This is a genomic window from Pseudomonas sp. LB1P83 (assembly GCF_054897885.1).
Map to the genome: position 1 here is coordinate 4,730,383 of NZ_CM142709.1, position 18,943 is coordinate 4,749,325.

Genomic DNA, 18,943 nt, shown 5'->3' on the forward strand with positions numbered 1-18,943 from the left:
CATGCCTGCCACCCCAACCGTTCACCCGATGCCCTCCTATGGCTATTCAAGGACTTTCAGGACAATGGACGTATTTGCACTACCGACCTGATTTTTTACGGAACTATCAAAACGTATATCACCGGGCTCGTTGCCACGATATTCAAACGAAGTCCAGCCCCCATCATTGCTATACGTCGACGCCAAAGGATGACCATTAACTTTCCACTGGACCCTGCGCCCTGCCTGCGGCTTCAAGAATGCCAAACTCTTGACCTGTACCGAAATAATCGAAGACTGTCCTGCCCGGATAACGGCGGGGAAGGCATAGATCCCCAACAACATCGAATCCACCAAAGGATTGACCGTTATCACCTGCGTCTTCGAACCTGGCACAGTTGAATCCAAAGACGCCACCAGTTGATATTCACCAACGCCAAGTGTCTCGAACGTTACCGAGGCGACGCCCGCATCATCGGAAACCGAGTCAGGCAAGGACGCCCCCGCAAAACTCCACCTGATCGTGATGCCTTTCAAAGGCCTGCCTGTGAGAGCACCAATCACCGTGACTCGAGCGTTCACTTCATGCCCGGGATAGGTGTTGGGTCTGTCACAGGTGAGTGACCGGATCACTGCTTCTTGTTTATACACAAGCGGAACCGAATCCCAGCCACTCGCACCGCCTTTCACTGTCGCCCACAACACAGCCATATTCTGGACATCATGGCCAAAACTCAGGTAGGCAAACCCGTCCGCACCGGTAAACGAAGACGGCAAGGTTTGATTATCGTACTCCCACATGACTTCGACATTTTCCAGTGGCAACCCCGTACGACTGGAAAGCACCTTCGCCCGCACGCGAGTTTCCATCGCCCGATCATTCACCAATACGCTGTCGTTCACCTCGATGAGTTCAACGATTGTCCGCGGCTCATTGAGCGTGTAGATCAGGGCTATCGACTCCGAGTTCAGCTCATCCCCCACCGTCGCGGTCAGCTCGGCCGCTCCGGGCGTGGTGGGGATAAAACTAATTGTTGCCACACCGTAATAATTGGTCCGTGAGGTCACAACCCCAAGATCCGGGCTACGCCAAGTCACCGTCCAACCCACCATCGGCCTGCCACTGATAACCGACACTACTGTGACCGTTCCGACAAACGCTTGCCCCCAGTCCAGTGTCTGGAAAGCGCTGCTGTTGGTGCTGATTTTCAGCACCTGCGAGCCCTCCCCAACGGACATCGCGTTCGCCGGCGACAGGCTCGCCAGCCGCTCGGACGACAGGCGAAATGCAAAACTACCGTCCTTCAGATCTCCCACCCTGAACAGGTACTGCAATCCCAGGTCGTAAAACGGTCGAGGCACCCCGAGCCCTTCTGACAAAAAGCTGATACCCAGTGCAGCAGGTCCGGTTCCGGTCATTCCCAGCGTCAAGACACGACCAAACAATGAACTGTTTTCTGCCGCTTCCAAATCGATCGAGTGTTCACCGTTGCGACGCGGAAAACAGGTTTTTTGGCCCCAGGGCTGAAACGCTTGTTTGTCAAAACTGACCCTCAATCCCGCCCACGGATCGCTCGCCAGCGCACGGACTGTCATGAGACATTGCTCTCGATAACCGTCGTAAGGGCTCTCCACCACAGCCTTCACCTGATGCTCCTGATCGGCATCAACTGGCGAAAAATCAAACCCGGACCAGCCCTCCTCATCCGTTGACACCACGCTTGCGTCCTTCCACTTCACCGGCACCTCACCTACAGCTTTCCCGGTGAAATGAGAGAACACCTGAACCCAAAGACTGGTGGGCTCTTGCCCGACAACCGGATCCACCGCTGGCTCATACCACTTCTCAATCCTGACTTTGTTATGCGCCAGCAACATCGGGGTCGCGGCGGCGACAAAACTCAGCTGAGGCAGTGCCAACGTCAGGGCAAACTGCCCCGGTTCCCGGCTGGCTTCAAAGTCCAGTTCCCAGACCGTATTGCCGTCACTGAGGGGCTGCAAGACACCGGACTCGGGCCTGATGGTTGCGCCCAGTTGATCGGCAGGTGTTCCCGACCATGTCAGCGATGCCACCAATCCCACCAGCGGGCTCAGCGCATTGGGCAATACGTTAAAACGGTGAGATGCACCCAGGCAGGGATGAAGTGTCTGGCCATCGAGTGCTGCGGGTATCTGATCGAGTACCACCCTCATTTCTTCTTTCAGATCCACAGACACTAATCGCCCAAAGATTTCTCGAACAATGGAGTGCCCCTCAAGACGCAGCTCCAGATCAAACAGGCTACTGATGCTGGCATTTGCCTCTGAAACGAGCTTCCATTCCACACCTGTTGCCACTAGAGGTTTGGGCGTACCAAGGTCAGTGGGCACCAGTCCGATATCCGGCGCGACACCTCGCCAATGCAAACTGATGTTTTTGTCGATCCATGGACTGCCGGAGACTGGCACGACCTTCAACGTATGGGTCTGGCCACGCCGACAGAGCACGCCAAGCTCAACCCGCTCGACTTCCTTCTCATCAAGCAGGATCTTGACTTCGCGCCTCCAGGGGTTGTTCGCCATCGCCTGCACATTGAATTCCCGCTCAACTGCAACGGCTTCCAGATGGGCGCGGATGCTGGCAGTTACGACATAACTGATGGGGTGTATTGGCGTAAACAGAAAACTGGCCCAGCCACCGGTTCCCGAACGGGTCGAGCTCGTTACCCCGTTAACCTTCCAGTCAACCAGTGCACCGATGACCGGATCACCCGTCCCGCCGTTAACCTCGTGCACGACCTGAACCCGCAACAACACACTTTCTTGCTCGTCCACCTCTGGAAACTTGTTCGCCTCACGCACGTCGCCGACCTTGACGACGTTACGCGCCAACGACATGGTTTTTTTCGGCGAAGGCAGCAGCAATTTCGAGCAGACCAGCGACAGCTCGAACCGGCCGTCCAAGCGATCCTCGCTCGTCAGCGTCCAGACAAGCTCGCCGCCCGTGCCCGGCACTGAACTCTCAAGCGCCGGGCTGACGACAACGCCCAGTTGTTCATGGGCGTCACCACTCCAGTGCAACGCAAATTCGGTACCCACCAACGTGGCAGGCAGTTTGACGATGACGCGATAACCAGAACCCCGATTGGGGTAGCCCTTTTTTTCTTCCCAACGCGTCGCAACTCCCTCGACGACTGCCAATAAATCCTTCCACGGATCCGTGGCCAGCACCAAGACTGCAAACGTGTGGGTGACGACGCCAGTGGCAAAATACAAGCTCTCGACCGATGCTTCGATGCCGACTTCACCCGCCTGCGTCGGCTCAAAATCAAAGTACGCCCAGCCTTCGTCACTAGTATCGGTTACGCCCATTACCTGTTGACCGCCAAGCGTCCAGGTCACCGGCCTCCCGCTGACAGGCAGCGAGGTGTAATGCGAAATCACCTGGACCCCCAGCCGTACACCCTGGCTGAATTCAAGCACCGGGTAATAAGCCGCCTCTAGCACTTCACGGAACGCCAATCGATGGTGTCCGAGCGACACGTTCATCAGGTAAGGGTCAGCGGTGTACTGGTTGTGCAGACTCAGTGAAAGAAGGCGGGGTTCGTCAACTTCCATCCATGGGCAATTGATCTCCCATTTATCCGCAATCGACTGATTCTCGCCCCAGAGTGGCTTCGCGACTACCGCGCCATCCGGGTTGTTTTCGCTGATCAGCGCAGCGTGGGTGTCCTTCCACACGTTGTCGGGCGCAAGCTCGAACATCAACGTATGGAGTGCGCCCACGCACAGGTGCAAAGTCCCGTCCGTTGGGACGGGCATGTCGTCAAACCACCGTGCTTGCATCTCTGCCGGCGCCAGATGCAGGGCGAGATTGATTCGGGTGATGCAGATCTTCGATAGATAGTCCGAAGGCTCGTTCTTGGGGCTGAATACGCTGATGGTCACCCTATCCTGACTTTTGAACGGAAGGCGCAGTTCTACCGTGTACTCGACAGGGATAAACGCCAGCGGCTGACCTTCCTCCTGATTACGTTGCTTGCCTGGCGCAAGGCTGATCTCCTGCTTTTCCTCCGTCCCATTGATGCTGATCCGCAGCAAACCCGCTTTGGTATGTCGTGTCTCGCACAGAAAGCTCAGAACATACTTCGCATCAGGGTCGGATTTCTTGGGGAGTTCTATCTCCTGACTGACCGAAGACTCATTACCCGCAGCCAGAAACGGGGTGAGTATGCTCTGATACTCCTCACTCTCTATACCTAAATAATCCTGACTGACTGAGCCCTTCTTCCAACCGCTGAACGCCCTTTTGAAATCTCCGTTTAGAACCAGATCGACATTGGCCTGAATGATGGATTTACGCATGGTCGCCTGCACCTTTGTCCTTTTTGTTTTGTGGGGGAGTTGTGGCCAGGGTCACCATGTCTTCCACTGCGCGCGTGAAGGTCGGCTCGCCGACTTTGGCCGTGTAACGAATGCGCATGATGATGTCGGTCAGAGATCTCAGCATCGACAGCTGCGGCTCTTTGCTTGCCCAGGGGAAATTCAATATCCAGCGAGAAACCACCCCGGTGTTTTCGAAAGGGTTGAGCAAACCGTCATCGGGTTTCATCGCGACCATTCCGTTGTCGCCGATGCCCATCGACAGGGCTATTCGCTGACCGCTGCGCAGGTTGATTTGCACATCGCGCGGGGCCACACTGCCTGCCGGTTTATGCAGGTGCTTCACGGATTGGGCGGTTGCCTTGGTCGCGATCATGCTGCTGATCTGAAGCACCGTGGCCTGCACATTCTCGTTAGGCCCGGTCAGCATCGGCAGATCGAATTCGACCGAACCGATCTGCCGGCAGTAATGCCCCGGATGATCGCGATCGAAGAGCAATTGGGTGAGCTTGAATTCCAGCGATCCGCTGCTGAGCAACTGCTCCAATGCAGACTTCCAGTTATCTATTCCAGTCTGCGGATCGACCGTGTCTTCAAACAACTGCCGCAAAGAGATGGTTTTAATCAGCTCCAGCCGCCGCTCATGGCGTTGCAGGTATTCGCGTTCCATACGCAGCAAATGCCCACGCAGGTGTTCACCTGCCGCCAAGCCGTGACGACTGTCCTCCCACACTCGAGGCAAGGGAATCGGCGAGTCGTAATCGCCGGTTTCGGCACTGAGCGAGGCTTGCGCGCTGAGGCACAGGCTGACCACCGCATCGTAAGCCTGATAATGCAACGCCTTGAGTTGGCCCAGCATCCAGCCGAACAGTTCGGCATTGGTCGCACGTTTTTTGAGAAAGGTATAAACCGTCAACGCCTGACTGTTGGCACGAAGCGCCTGATCCAGGCTGGTCCGGGCCGCCAGTACCGCATGGTTCTGCGCGTCGATCTGACTGTCGATCGCCCGAACCTCTGCTTGGGCCTGATTGCGCTGCAATTCCCAATCGGCACGGCGGCGGCGGTAGGCTTCGGTGGTGGCTTGTTTGTCCGCATCGATTTGCAGCACCGATGCGGCGATGTCCAATCCGTAGCACACTGCATCGACAATTTTAGCCGGCTCATGTCCACCGGCCGCCATGCCAAAGATATTGGGCAAAGAGGCAATCACTGCACCAACGGGTTTAATCGCTGAAGAGGTGAGCGCCAGTACTTTTGACTGATGCAGGCTGTCCATGACCTCGTATTCAACCTTCGATACGTTTTCCTCATAGAGTTTCGAATACGCCTGCGCCCGCTCTTGCGCCACCTCTCTACTGCTTGATAGCGCCGACATACTCGATACCATTTGGTCGATGGTCTGCCGTTGCACGATCTCGACATAGGAGCCCAGTTCCACCAAATGGTTTTGCTGCAATTCCTCCTGCTCCGCCCGATCCCGTTGTACAAGCATGTTCAGCACTTGATTACCGTAATCCTGCAAGGTCTGCACGGCACGCAACGCCGCCTCGAATGTAACTCGCCAGCGAAATGCACCCACCACCAGCCGCCCGCCCATCGGTCTCGGCCCTGCAACGCCACCACCCGCAAGATCGCGCAGCAATTGGTTAGGGTCGGAAATGGGGCTGAAGTTAGGGATGTCCAGCAGATTGCCGTTGATGTCTAAATTGTTGCGCAGGTTGTACAGGCGATCGTCGGGGAGTTTAAACAGGTCGAGCAGAAGCTGGTTGATCGGCAGTTTGAAAGGTCCGTTCGCTAATAGCCCCAACAGGGGTGGGTTGTCGCAGGCAGCAGGAAAATCCACCAGGCTGAAATCGAGCTCGCGTTCAAATTGCTCCAGCGCAGGGCGTGAACGGCTGCTCCTCAAAAGGTCTTCAACCGTCGCCGTTTGCCAACTGTTCACAGTGCGCACCAAGGGCGCCTTGCCCATCAGAAACTTGGCCTGGACGTAGCAGAGCTTGGCCGCTACCAGGCTGTCACGGGTCAGTTGACGGTAATACCAGTCGCCCCACGCCATCAGGTTATTGACGTACTCGGTAAACATCAAAATCTGAAAATGCCGAGGGGCTGCATAGCCGATGGCGTCCGGATCGGTCGGGTTCAGGATTTCAGAGCCGGGGTTACCGGGGTTCGTCAATGGCCGGCAGCGCCAGTACAGCGGCTTTGGATTCGGCGCATTGGATTCCGCTTTGGCTTGTGGGTCAAACACGTATCGCAACCAGTTCTGTGCTTGCGCAAAACGGCCTTCATCACGCAAGCGTGTGGCCAGCAGGTGCGACAGGTGAAAAAAAAGCTCCCAGAAATACAACCCGTTGGCGCCGTCGAATGCACCGTTCGGTTCGTTGAACGACACACCGGTCGGGCCCGGTTCCCACAGGAACTGTGTGTCCCAATTCAGTACGTCATCGACGGAAATATTGGAACGCTGTACGAGGTCGGGGCCGAACAGCGAGTTCAGGCGCGTGTATTTCAGTGCCATTTCCGCTTGGTTGAGCGAGAGAAACTGCGCTGCATCGAGGGTGTTTTTAAGCAGGGCTGGTGGGGTGAAGTGCGAAACGTTGGAGATCGTGAATGCAAAGTGCTTGAACTTACGGGTAGTTTCACCAAATGAAAAGCTAACCGGAACCGTCCATCCACCTTTTGTTCGTGTAAAGACCAGCCATTCAGTACTCCAGCCCCCCTCAGTTGGAAAGGCTTTCTTTATCGGTGCCGGGTCGTCGCTGGCCGGATTTACTAACTTCAACTCGAATTCAATGCTGTGTCCGGGGTAAGGCGTTTGCGGGCAAAAACCTTGAACAAGTAGTACATCGTTGTCACCAACAGGAATTACAACGACGCGCAAATCCAGATATTTAATTAAATCGTTCATGCCAGGGTCGTTAGTCACAACGACTGACGGTCGACTGATCACCGTATGCTGCACCGTCAAGCGGGTAGCAAATCGGACCGCCATCTGATCCAGCCAGTAGCCGTCATCATCGTCCACGGGACGCATCAGCACATCCCGCACCGCCACGACTTTGAGGGAATCCGCATCCGCCTTGTCGTTCGTCAACAGCACCCCCAAATTACCCTTGGGATATTTATCATTGACCAACACAGTCGCAATCAGCCGGGCGCCTTTGGAGAGGTCTTCCTTGTGCGCAGAAGCATGCAGGTTCAGTGGTGGGGACCACTGACCGTTTTGCGTCATGAAGGCCAGGTTGATATCGAGTCGGTAGAGCAAATTCGAGTCAACGGGTTGATCGACGGGCTTGTCGCGCCAATCGGCCCACACCACGCACAACCGTCCATTCCAGGACACCAGACGAATGTCCAACACCTTGGCACCCGAAGGAACATCCACGGGTTGCCATTCGCTCCACGCTGCCGGATTGATGGCGGTTTGCTCGTCTCCGAGTTCAACTTCAGCCTTGCGCCAGAAGTAATTGGGAGGCGTAGTCCGCGTGCAGCCAATGAAGAAATAATCCGCTCGAGCGGGCACTGGCGGGCGTGAATCATCCCATTTGAAACCGCCCATGAAGCCGCTGAGCACGTCCAGATCACAGGTCTTCTCGAACGTGTGCAGATAATCCTGCAACGCCGCTTGAACGGAGTCGGTGTTCAAACTGCTCTGGTTCAGGTTGTTTTCGAGGGCTTTGAACAGGCTGGTCTTGCGCTGGCGCACAAAAGGGTTGATGTAGTTTTCCGGGTAGCACGAGATGTATTGCAGCGCCGCCCAGTCCGGGTAATTGCTGTAGAGCTCCCAGGTATCCAGGTCCGGTTTGCCGAACGAGTGCGCTGCGTAACCGGGTTCCAGTTTGTGATACGCGGCATGTATGAACTCCTGCGCACATTTAATTGCGTCAGCGAGCCAGGAGCTCTGCACCGGGTGGCTGTCCAGCAGATCACAGCGCAACAGTTCGGACAGGTCTTCCGGTGTTTTCACGAAGGCGTAAGACTTCCCTTCTGCACTTGTTTTGACAGTGCCGATGCAGTGTTCCACCAACGCGGTGCGACGTTTTTCCAACAACCGACCAACGATAATCGATTCCATGATCCTTTCTCCTTAGCTTTTAACCGGGGGACGCGCGTCAGCAAGCGATACCTTCATCCAGGGTTCTCATCGCGTTCGAAAGTAATGGGCTCGAAATCGGCCGCTGTTTCGCTGCCATCACTCAGGACTCTGGGGGTGAATTTGCCGCCGGTTTTGCTGTAGACAAACACTCGCGCGAGCCCATCCTGGTCGGTGTAGGACTGATCGGGCCGGAAAATGGCTGACGTCATCTTATTCCCTCCCTCGGATTCAAAAAACCACCGCACGAGTTGGTTTTTTCCAAGGTTTCCATACTGGTCCATCAACGTGGCGAAGAGTTCGACTTCGTGACCAGGTGCCACGGGGCCCCGCGGTACCGGGGACATGTGTGGTCGCGGAAAGGTCAGTGTCAAGGTGTCGGCCATGACGTTGATGGTGGGGGCATTCACCGCGTCGAACAGGTCCAGCCAGAACCGCGGCGTTTCCGTGCCCATCACTTTGCCCGGGATAAACTCCGCGCTGAGTGTTCCATCCACCTCGGTTGCTTTTGTGGCAATGGTGCCCAGGGCCGCGTGCCAGTAAACGTTGACCCCTTTCAATGGAGCTCCTGCCGCATCCTTGAGGGTCACCAGAAAAGTGATTTTTTCGCCAGGTTTATTGGCCACCACGGAGCTGTTGCCAACAATGCTGCATTCTATGTCGACGAGTTGCTTCAGATCGCCGAAGGTTTGAACAGGGGGCTCGCGCGATTCGGACAGGCTCAGCAGGGCGCGCTCGGCCGCAGCGGCATACGCCTGCTTATCAGGGGCCGTATCAACGGATTCAGGCAATCTGCCGATCAGAAAAATCGTCAGGGCATCCATATTGCTGTGCGCCGACAGCGCGCGGATGCGCATCAGCAGGTCCAGCTGTCTCAGGTTTTTCAGAACCTTGAGTTCCGGATCAATACGGCTGACACACTCGCGCACTTCCTGAACGCTCCAGCCAAAAAACTCGGCCAGCTTGATGGACGAAGCCTGCTGGGCCAGGGCCAACGCATCACCGGCCACGGTCGGCAGTGCGTTGACCTGGCGCAGATAGTCGAGCAGTTTCTGCGCCGGCAGTTCGCTCAGTTCGAACGCCCGGGTGAGCGCGGTGAGGTAGTAGAGCGTTGTCACCGAGAACGCATACTTGTCTTGCTGGCCTATCCAGGCTCTATAACCGTAATCCAGGTAGTCCTGTAACAGGACAGCACTCAGATTCAGTTTGACCACCACCGCACTGCGACGGCGCACGTCGGCCAGCAACGCGAGCAAGGGATCAGGCTGCTCGTTGCGCCCACGCGCCGATTCTTCAGATCCCGTGCCAGTCCGCTCGACCACCAGATGTAGAAGCCGATAAATCGTTGCATTGGCCCAGTCGAGTACCCGTATGGCTTGCTCTGCATCAACACCGGCATAGACCGCCAGGCATTCCTTGACCACCGACACCTGAGCGTCCCGGGCCTGCAAAAGTACGCCGAGCATTTTTTCAACAATGGCCGCGCGCAACGTGGCATCAATTTCGCCCAAGCCGTCCTTGACCGCCTTTTCAATTACTTCGCGAGCGTGGGCCAGGTAATCAGATTCTGTCGTGCCCGGTGTCAGCACCAGACCATCAGCATCGGCCAGGCCCTGCAGCAGATTGAGCCAGTCGGCAGCCGGCAACGGCGGTACCCCGGCCATCAACAACCCGGCGTTGGTCAACAGCGCGGCCTGCAGCAGGTTGCTGATCTGCGCAAACAATTGCAGTTCAAGTTCCGAGGCAGCGCTGGGCCGAGGTGCAGACACCTGCTGCAGCATCCACAGCACCGGGATATCACGGTCCCGGCACCAGCCCACGCAGGAATGCATGGCGTAGATCAGGTTCAGTACATCCGGCGTGCCGCCTGAGGCGTTGTTGATTTGAGGAAGCCCAGCCAGCCCCTTTACCCAGCTATCCTCGCCTAGCAACGTCAGCATCAACACGCCTTCCACCGGCGTGATGCCCAACATTCGCGCCAGCTTCACCAGGCGGTAGAAACTTGAAATGACCGCCGCGCTGCGTTTGAGTTTTGTTTTGTCTGCGGGGTTATGTGCCTGAACAATTGCCAAGGCCAGGTAAGCGTAGGTTTGCAGATCAATATCCAGACCGCTGCACAGTTGGTTGACCGTCAAGTCGGTCGCCCCCTCTGCGGGCAGCACCGGGAACTCCAGGTTATCGAGCTTCAAGGGCTGGCGATAATCGCCTTGGCTATTAAAGACCTGGTCGAATTGCGAGAGCGCGTTCCCGCGACCGTAAACCGACAGCTCATCGATAAACACCGCGAAGTCCTGCGCAGTACAGCCGTAGCGCTCGCGTAACGATTGAAAGAGCCCCAGCGCATGCACCACGTTGTCCGTTATCCACCACGCGTCTCCAGTCGCGCCGCCGCGCACATCAGCCCTGATGGCCGCAGTCAGCAAGGCATCAACATGGTCGCTTGGCATTTCCAGCCAGTTGTCCAGACGCAACTTGCGGTTCAATCGGTCATATCGGGCAAACCCGGCAGCATTGTCGGGACCCTCTGACAATCGATGCAGGAAAGTCGCTCCGTCTCCGCTACTCGTAATCTCGATAGCGGGTGCTGTATGTGCATTGACGTAAACCGAACCGGAACGCTCGCTTTCCGGGCCGGTAGGCGTCGCCGGGACGTACGTCACATTGGCTGAGCGCTTAGGCCAGAAAATGCTTATTGATAGCAATTTCTCGAGTCCGAAAGTATCGAGTTTTGTCTGCACACCGAAGAACTTCACTTGATTCAGGTTTTGATACTTTTGAAGGTTGTCCGTACCAAAGTTTGCGGCGTAAAAAGTTTCTCTCTCAGCAAACACCGCGGGTGGCTCCGTCAGCAGCTTGCGCTGATAAGGTCCCAGTCGCGATGCATGGGCCAGCGCGCGTCCGGCATCGGCATCCCAGGCCTCCGGTTGCAGAAAATAAGGGAAGTTCAGGTCAATGATGTGCGCAAAATTACCCACCGACAGACCATGGTGCAGCGCAATGGCATCCACGGTGACCCAATGCTGGTAATAAGGCAGTCCGTTCGGGTAGCGCGCCTGAATCAACGCATCTTCAAGCTGCGTCTGCGGATCATGTCTGGTGATGAATGCTTCCAGCACCGAAACGATGATGTCGACCGAGGACACCGACTTGTGCACCGCATTGAAATCCACAGACAACGCTTTCAGGTCTGCGCGGCGATCATGTAGCGGGTATTTTTCCGCGGCCACGCCAAAAAATTCGATACGGTCCTTGATCCACCTCAGCAGTTCGATCAGATAAGCCACCGGCGACGCGATCGACTCCAGGGCCTCCGGTGGACAAAGCGCGTCAAATCGCGTGTCGAACAAGGACTCATAATTTGGCCCTATGACAAACGACAATAATCCGCTCGATGGCCCTGTTGCTGCCTTTTCACCGCCCGTCAGCGAGTGCTCGATGAACTGGCGGCGCACAAAGGTGGCCATGCTGTTGAGCCGTCGCAGTAACTGCTGTGCGTCCTGCGGGTTGACCCCATAACCCTGGACTAATCCATCAAACCCCTTTTCAACCAGAGGAAAGATTGATCCACCCTCAAGGAGGTAAGTTCGCAAACTGGAATATTGTTCGCGTGTTTTCGAATCAATCACCTCGTCGAACAGCTGCAAGGCGGGGAGGTTGAGCGAGTCAGCCATGGTTCAGATTCCTTTGGTCAATAGCAGCCCACAACAGCCTGACAAACCTGTCAGGCTGTGCTTTCGATGAAAGAGATTTGGCGCCAGGACACAGCCTTCGTCTACTGTCAGAATTGACAGTTTTTACGACCGTTTATCGGATATTCGGCGTCAGGATTCCGTTGACGGGGCAGGCACGACTTCGAAGCGTTTGCTCTGGCCCCAGTCGGAAACCGTCGCTCCATCCTCGCTGTCCGTGATGGTTTGACTGAACAGGCACCACTGGCCGCCCAAGGGCAGCGGCAGCGAGGCCACGCCCTGCCACCCCCCGGAGACGGGAATATTCACGGCCCATTTCAGCTCGGGGTTAAACCAGCTCACAACCTCGCCGCCCCCCTCCCTGCCCTGGCCTTTGAACTCGACCGGGTGACTGACCCGACGTCCCGCTGCGGGCGACTCGATAGTGGGCACGTACGTACCCAGCACCACCGATCGTTCGAGGGAATCGGCGGATTCGAACCCGTCGTACGAGGCCACGGCCACCAGACTGCAGCGCCCCCCGGGCTGATCGAATGCCACCGTCACCGACCACGTGCGATCTTCCAGCACCGGACTCTGCCCCAACACCGTACGTTCCCCGTTGATCAGTATCACAGCCACCGTGTCCCCCGGCTCGCCGAAGCCTGACACCACCGCCTGCCGACCGATTTGTTCGCCCTCTGCCGGGGTTTCGATACTCGGCTTTGGCGGCACCACGTTGTAGATCACTAGCGGGCTGTCTTTTGACGTCTTCCCTTCAAAAGTTTGCCGGGCCCAGAGGGTTTTAGCCCCCACCGGCAAGGTCACCTCTGCTTTCCAGCGGCCGTTGTTGCCTACCTCAATATTCGTGAGTAAAAGCTCGGGGTCACCCTGCTGCAAGACTTCGACCCGCCCGCCCGAGATGCCCCAGCCTTCCAGCGTCGAGGTTCGCGGCAGATCGTCATTCTCCATCGGCTTCGTGATGAACGGTGGCAGTAACACGACTTCAAACGTGCACGGATCACTGGGCAACGACTCTCGCCCGTTGAGCGTTTGTTGAGCTTTGATGTTGTACGGACGTATCTCGAGTGCGATGAGGTCGATCGCCCATGGACCATTGCGAGTCAGCAATTTGGGGTCACCCAGCTCCCCACCGAAATGCACATCGTGCAGTTGCATCGTGGCCCCTTCCAGGCCGTCATTCCCCTGGACAGTTATGTCGCGGCCCACCTCTGCGTTGGCGGCGGGATAAGTGATGACCGGCTTGGGGATGGGCGAATCGATCTGGAAGGTTTTGGATGCGGCCAGTGAAGTTTGCCCGGCCGCGGTCTGGGTCACCATGACGGTATGGGGAATGTCCGGTTTAAAGGGGGCCTTGCGCCCAAAGCGCCAGTTTGTACCCATCACCTGGGCAGGGAATGTCCTGCCGCTGTCGCTTAACGTGATCTCAACCTCGGCATTCGACCAGCAAGTGCCCGAAATGCTGACTGATAAACCCTCAACGTCCACCTTGTCGATAACCGGCGCCAAAGGTGGGATGCAGACGTTCAGCTCGACCCAGTTCGGTGACTGCTGACCATTCAAGAATTGCTTGATATAAACCTTTCGATTGAGCGTCGGGCCCCACACTTCTGAAGCCTTGCTCGACCATTGGCCATTGGCAACAAGCGCATCGGGGGCGACCGGAGAGCCAGCGGAGTTAGCGATGCTGACCGTAGCGCCGGTGTTGCCATTGCCAGAGAAGGTCGGCTGGTAGTCTTTCGTGTACTGCACATTGGTCGGATCTTCCAGTTGCCGGTTGACGGTGAACTGGTATGGCTGCGATTCGATCCAGCCATTGGCGTTGTCGGAAACTTTCTGAATCGCGTTGCAGTTGCGCGAACCAAAACCCCAATCCGGGGCCGTCGTTTCCCATTCGCCATTGGGTTTCACCGTGGCAGAGGGCGGCGCCGTTCCGCCTGGGCCACTGACAATCCTGATATCGACAGAAGCGCCGGCATGGCCGCGGCCTGAAAACTTTACGGCGTTTCCAGTGGGATAGGTGACGGTAATAGCGATTAATGCGGGAGGGCGGATGTTGAAGACACGGGGAATGCCGCGTCCTGAGTTAGTCCCTCCTATAAGTTGCAACGCAACTAACCCTATTCGCCCAGGCTTCACGGTAACTGGAATGCTCCAGTCCGAATCTGTCAGCACGTCGCTCTCAGCGACCTTAGTGCTTCCCAAGTCTTCGTATACTTCGACTTTGGCACCGACAAGCCCATTGTTTCCCTTGAGGATAAATGTCTGTTCTTGTGGGATATCGGGGCCCACAAACTGCGGGTAACCCAGTAAGGAAAAATATACGGGGGGTGACCGATGGGTAGGGGATTCTGGCTGAGATATAACAGCCTCAACGCTATATCTACCACTGCGCATTATCGGACTTTGAGCAGCTTCCCAAACACCGGCTCCAATCTCTACTCTTTCACTCACTTTAGTAGATGTACCTGCAAGATAAACCCAGACCTTATAACGGCTGTAACCTGTACCTTTAAAAAGGTCATCACTTAGCATGAGGCCATTATTCACCGGAAAAGTAATAATCACTGGGTCTATTGTATCGGGCTGGAATGGTTCGTCTGACATCGTCTAGTGCTCCTATTCGAGTTACAGCTTCCTGAAAGCGTTATCAAGCCCCGAAAAAGGAGCTCTGACTACCTGTAAAATCTGACAGTTCCGACGAACTGCACAGCTGTCAAATAGCGCGTCAGCCTGTTCCTTCAGGCCCTCGCCAAGTGACTACAACGCCTTGCGCAACGGACTACACATCCGCCAGAATCCGCCGGCTTGTGCGCCTTGGACTTGCCCCGTAACTTGATCCGTGTCGCTGCCAATCAGCGATCGGGTTTAGTCGCCCGGTTTTTGTACGATGTGTATAAGCGTCATCCAGTCGGGTAATCCCTATCCCCGCACTTGATGGTGGCTGTTCGCAGGGCGCTCTCGAGCGCGCCGGTTCTCGTACTCACCGGTCGACTAACCTGCTTACAGCCGCCACCCCCTCGTTTAGTCGCGAGGTCGTGTCAGCCCCAATCGAGTACGAAATTATGTTCAAAGCAACACCCAATCCCCCCGAAACCGACTCGGTTTCCCCCTACGCAACCCTCGATTCAAGAAAGCTCCACGCCGCCGCAGACAAGGCGCTGGACCATTACCTCAAACCCGACGTCGAATCCCTTCGCTCCTCCCAGGACCGCGCCATGAAAATGTTCACCGTTGTCGCCGATGCCAATCCCGAAGCGTTGAACATCGAGACCTACGAAACCTTTTCGACGGTCAGCACGTTGCTGCTCGACCTGGCCGACAGCCTGGACGACAAGCCGCGGCATCTGGCGATGGCGATTTATCGGATGAGTGAGTTGGGGTTGATGCTGGTGGAGCGGTCGCTGGATAACGAGAAGGCGATCAAGGTGACGTAGCGTTCAGCCTGTCATTTTTTGTTGTCTGGGCTGACGCCATCGCGAGCAGGCTCACTCCCACAGGGGATCTTCGGTGACCACAACATTTGTGAACACCCGATACCCATGTGGGAGTGAGCCTGCTCGCGATGCTTTTGCTGTTCAGGCAGACGCAGGCAACGGCTGAAAACTGAAGTACTGCGTCAACGCCTCCACCAATTGCCCATACTCCGGCGGTGCCCGCTGCAGGCTGAACCCGGCGTCGTAGTGGTGGGGAGTTTCGTCTTCATGGCACCACAGGCAACACGCCGTCAGGTCAATCACCTGCTGGCAGTCGTCGCTGGTGGGGATTTTCAAACGCAGGTCAAAGTCGACGCCCACCATCATGGGCAACTGGCTGATGAGCATCAGCCCGTCGGCGGACACATTGCCCAGGAAGCCGATGGGTTTGTCGGTGACGCTGTTGAACACTTTCAGAAAATACGGCAGTTGATGCCGCTCGATCCGGCGGTCGGTAAACATGCGCAATGGCCCAGCAAGGCCCTTAAGCAGGGCCGCACTAATGCTTCGGAACGTGCCTGTTATTGCTCTTGTAGAAAAGCCTGGCGCGCTCTCCCCGATCCCGGTGCATCAGTCCATGAAACCGCTGACGCTCACTCCTGCCGATCACAGGTATGACCTCGGTTCAGAGGCAAGGCTCTAAAACCGATCTCTTCGACTATAGCTCACCAGCGCAGGGCGGCCAGCCTTTGCATGACCGTTGCAATCAGAACCGCGTCGGGCGCACGGCCGCCGCACTGCGCATCGGGTAATGGCCCAGGCTCTGCAAGGTTTCCAGACGCGCACGGGCGCGATAGGCGTATTCGCTCTGCGGGTAGGACGCGATGATGTACTGGTACGTCTGCGCCGCATCAATGAACAACTTCTGCCGTTCCAGGCAAAGGCCGCGCATCATCGACACTTCCGGCCACACATAAGGCCGCGCACGGCTGGAGCGTTCGACTTTCGACAGTTCGAGCATCACCTGCTCGCAATTGCCGCGATCGTACGCGCTGTAAGCGTTATTCAAATGATGGTTCATCGACCAACGGGTGCAGCCCGTGACGCTGAGGACGCTGAGGGCAAGGGCGGCAATGGGCACGAATCGCATGGGGGTTCTCCTGTCTTGAGCTCTGTATCGACCCGTTGGCGAAAATCTTCAGGAAAGTGGTGATGGATTTAAGTGTAGTGGCAGCATCAGACATTCATCGCTGAGGGACTAAGTGAAGAGTCGGGCCGAAGTTTAATCATGGACAGCCGGATCAGGCGAAAAAAAGCCCACTGATCCACGATGGTTCAGCAGGCATTTATCATGAACAGGAGCGCGGTCACTCGACCTTGAATCGTCGTTCCGGCGCCCAAGAAGAAAACTCATTGTCACGGAACAAGCGAGCTGTAATCACTACTTCGCCCTTCAGATCCTTGGGTAATGTGCCTTCCCACTTACCGCCGCCCTCGTCCACTCGAAACTCAAAAAGCATGCTCCCACCTGCAAGGGTGACTTGAACCGTACCGGCCACCTCAGTGGTTCCACCTATCCAAGCCGGGTGCGTCACAAGGGAGCCTCCTGTTGGTTTATGAATTACCGGAACAGGCAGCGACTTACTTTCCGTAGTCATTTTTTCATCTCCGTGCCCCATCACCGTTTGACGAGGTTCCAGAGCATTCAACCCGCGCCCACCCCATACGCCTAGCTGTAAGAAATAACAGTCCCGACAGACGGTAATTCCCGCTCATCATTTTCAAGAATGTTCGTTTCAAGATAAAAACGAATAAGTAGTGCAAACGAACAATGACTACATCTGCGGAGCATAGTAGCCTCACTCAGCGCTTGAACTCAGGAGTCTTTGCATGTCCGTCCGTCGTACCAAAATCGTCGCTACCCTTGGCCCGGCCAGTAACTCGCCGGAAGTTCTCGAACAGCTGATTCTGGCTGGCCTGGACGTCGCCCGCCTGAACTTCTCCCACGGCACCCCCGACGAGCACAAGGCTCGCGCGAAGCTGGTGCGTGACCTCGCTGCCAAGCACGGCCGCTTCGTTGCCCTGCTGGGTGACCTGCAAGGCCCGAAAATCCGTATCGCCAAATTCGCCAACAAGAAGATCGAGCTGAAGATCGGTGATCAATTCACCTTCTCCACCAGCCATCCTCTGACCGAAGGCAACCAGCAAGTGGTCGGCATCGACTACCCGGACCTGGTCAAGGACTGCGGCGTGGGCGACGAGCTGCTGCTCGACGACGGCCGTGTGGTGATGCGCGTTGATACCGCCACCGCCACCGAACTGAACTGCACCGTGCTGATCGGCGGTCCGCTGTCCGACCATAAAGGCATCAACCGTCGCGGCGGTGGCCTGACGGCGCCGGCCCTGACCGAGAAAGACAAGGCCGACATCAAGCTCGCTGCCGAAATGCAGGTCGACTACCTCGCCGTGTCCTTCCCGCGTGACGCCGCCGACATGGAATACGCCCGTCAACTGCGCGACGAGGCCGGCGGTACCGCCTGGCTGGTGGCGAAGATCGAACGCGCCGAAGCCGTGGCCGACGACGACACCCTCGATGCCCTGATCGAAGCGTCCGACGCTGTGATGGTTGCTCGTGGTGACCTCGGTGTGGAAATCGGCGACGCCGAGCTGGTGGGCATCCAGAAGAAAATCATTCTGCATGCACGTCGCCACAACAAGGCTGTGATCGTCGCGACCCAGATGATGGAGTCGATGATCCAGAACCCGATGCCGACCCGCGCCGAAGTGTCCGACGTGGCCAACGCCGTGCTCGACTACACCGACGCCGTGATGCTCTCGGCGGAAAGTGCTGCCGGCCTGTACCCGCTCGAAGCCGTGCAAGCAATGGCGCGCATCTGCGTCGGCGCTGAAAAGCACCCGACCAGCAAGACCTCCAGCCACCGCATCGGCAAGGTCTTCGAAAGCTGCGACCAGAGCATCGCCCTGGCCGCCATGTACACCGCCAACCACTTCCCGGGCGTGAAAGCGATCATCGCCCTGACCGAAAGTGGCTACACGCCGTTGATCATGTCGCGCATCCGTTCTTCGGTGCCGATCTACGCGTTCTCCCCGCACCGCGAAACCCAGGCCCGCGCGGCCATGTTCCGTGGTGTCTACACCGTACCGTTCGACCCGGCATCGCTGCCGCCTGAGCAAGTCAGCCAGGCCGCGATCGACGAGTTGCTCAAGCGCGGTGTTGTGGAGAAAGGCGACTGGGTCATCCTGACCAAGGGCGACAGCTACCACACCATCGGCGGCACCAACGGGATGAAAATCCTGCACGTTGGCGATCCGATGGTCTGAGTGACCAAACTGCTGAAATAGAAAACCGCCATGTGAATGGCGGTTTTTTTTCGTCTAAACAA

9 protein-coding genes are annotated in these 18,943 nt (G+C 56.8%); 2 read left to right on the forward strand and 7 right to left on the reverse strand.

The features are described 5' to 3' along the window. Positions 1-42 precede the first annotated feature (42 nt). The 4 genes from ACYZTY_RS21740 to ACYZTY_RS21755 form a co-directional block, all read right to left on the reverse strand. The gene (locus ACYZTY_RS21740) at positions 43-4,323 is read right to left on the reverse strand and encodes an Ig-like domain-containing protein (RefSeq protein WP_461955414.1); all 4,281 of its coding nucleotides are present in this window, start codon (positions 4,321-4,323) and stop codon (positions 43-45) included. Further along, entirely contained in the window at positions 4,316-8,416 is a 4,101-nt protein-coding gene (locus ACYZTY_RS21745; RefSeq protein WP_461955415.1) for a Tc toxin subunit A-related protein, read from the reverse strand. Before ACYZTY_RS21745 ends, ACYZTY_RS21740 begins: the two co-directional genes overlap by 8 nt. 53 nt (positions 8,417-8,469) lie before the next feature. Further along, positions 8,470-12,105, reverse strand: coding sequence for a Tc toxin subunit A (locus tag ACYZTY_RS21750; RefSeq protein ID WP_461955416.1), 3,636 nt, complete (start codon positions 12,103-12,105; stop codon positions 8,470-8,472). Between the two features lie 150 nt (positions 12,106-12,255). After that, positions 12,256-14,730, reverse strand: a complete 2,475-nt coding sequence (locus ACYZTY_RS21755) for a hypothetical protein (protein WP_461955417.1) — start codon at positions 14,728-14,730, stop codon at positions 12,256-12,258. A gap of 458 nt (positions 14,731-15,188) precedes the next feature. Here ACYZTY_RS21755 and ACYZTY_RS21760 point away from each other — a divergent pair, with 458 nt between their 5' ends. Next, on the forward strand, positions 15,189-15,560 hold the full coding sequence (locus ACYZTY_RS21760; protein ID WP_461955418.1) for a DUF6124 family protein: 372 nt from the start codon (positions 15,189-15,191) through the stop codon (positions 15,558-15,560). Between the two features lie 141 nt (positions 15,561-15,701). Here the strand turns inward: ACYZTY_RS21760 and ACYZTY_RS21765 are convergent, their stop codons facing one another. From ACYZTY_RS21765 to ACYZTY_RS21775, 3 genes are all read right to left on the reverse strand, one after another. Further along, positions 15,702-16,061 carry a PilZ domain-containing protein gene (locus ACYZTY_RS21765; protein ID WP_461955419.1) on the reverse strand — a complete coding sequence of 120 codons (360 nt, stop codon included), beginning with the start codon at positions 16,059-16,061 and terminating at the stop codon, positions 15,702-15,704. Positions 16,062-16,305: 244 nt separating this feature from the next. Beyond that, on the reverse strand, positions 16,306-16,689 hold the full coding sequence (locus tag ACYZTY_RS21770) for a tetratricopeptide repeat protein (RefSeq protein WP_461955420.1): 384 nt from the start codon (positions 16,687-16,689) through the stop codon (positions 16,306-16,308). A 217-nt stretch (positions 16,690-16,906) separates the two neighbouring features. Further along, the gene (locus tag ACYZTY_RS21775) at positions 16,907-17,248 is read right to left on the reverse strand and encodes a hypothetical protein (protein WP_461955421.1); all 342 of its coding nucleotides are present in this window, start codon (positions 17,246-17,248) and stop codon (positions 16,907-16,909) included. 181 nt (positions 17,249-17,429) lie between these two features. Here ACYZTY_RS21775 and pyk point away from each other — a divergent pair, with 181 nt between their 5' ends. Next, positions 17,430-18,881: a pyruvate kinase gene (gene pyk / locus ACYZTY_RS21780; protein ID WP_461955422.1), complete on the forward strand. Its 1,452-nt coding sequence runs from the start codon at positions 17,430-17,432 to the stop codon at positions 18,879-18,881. Positions 18,882-18,943 lie beyond the last annotated feature (62 nt).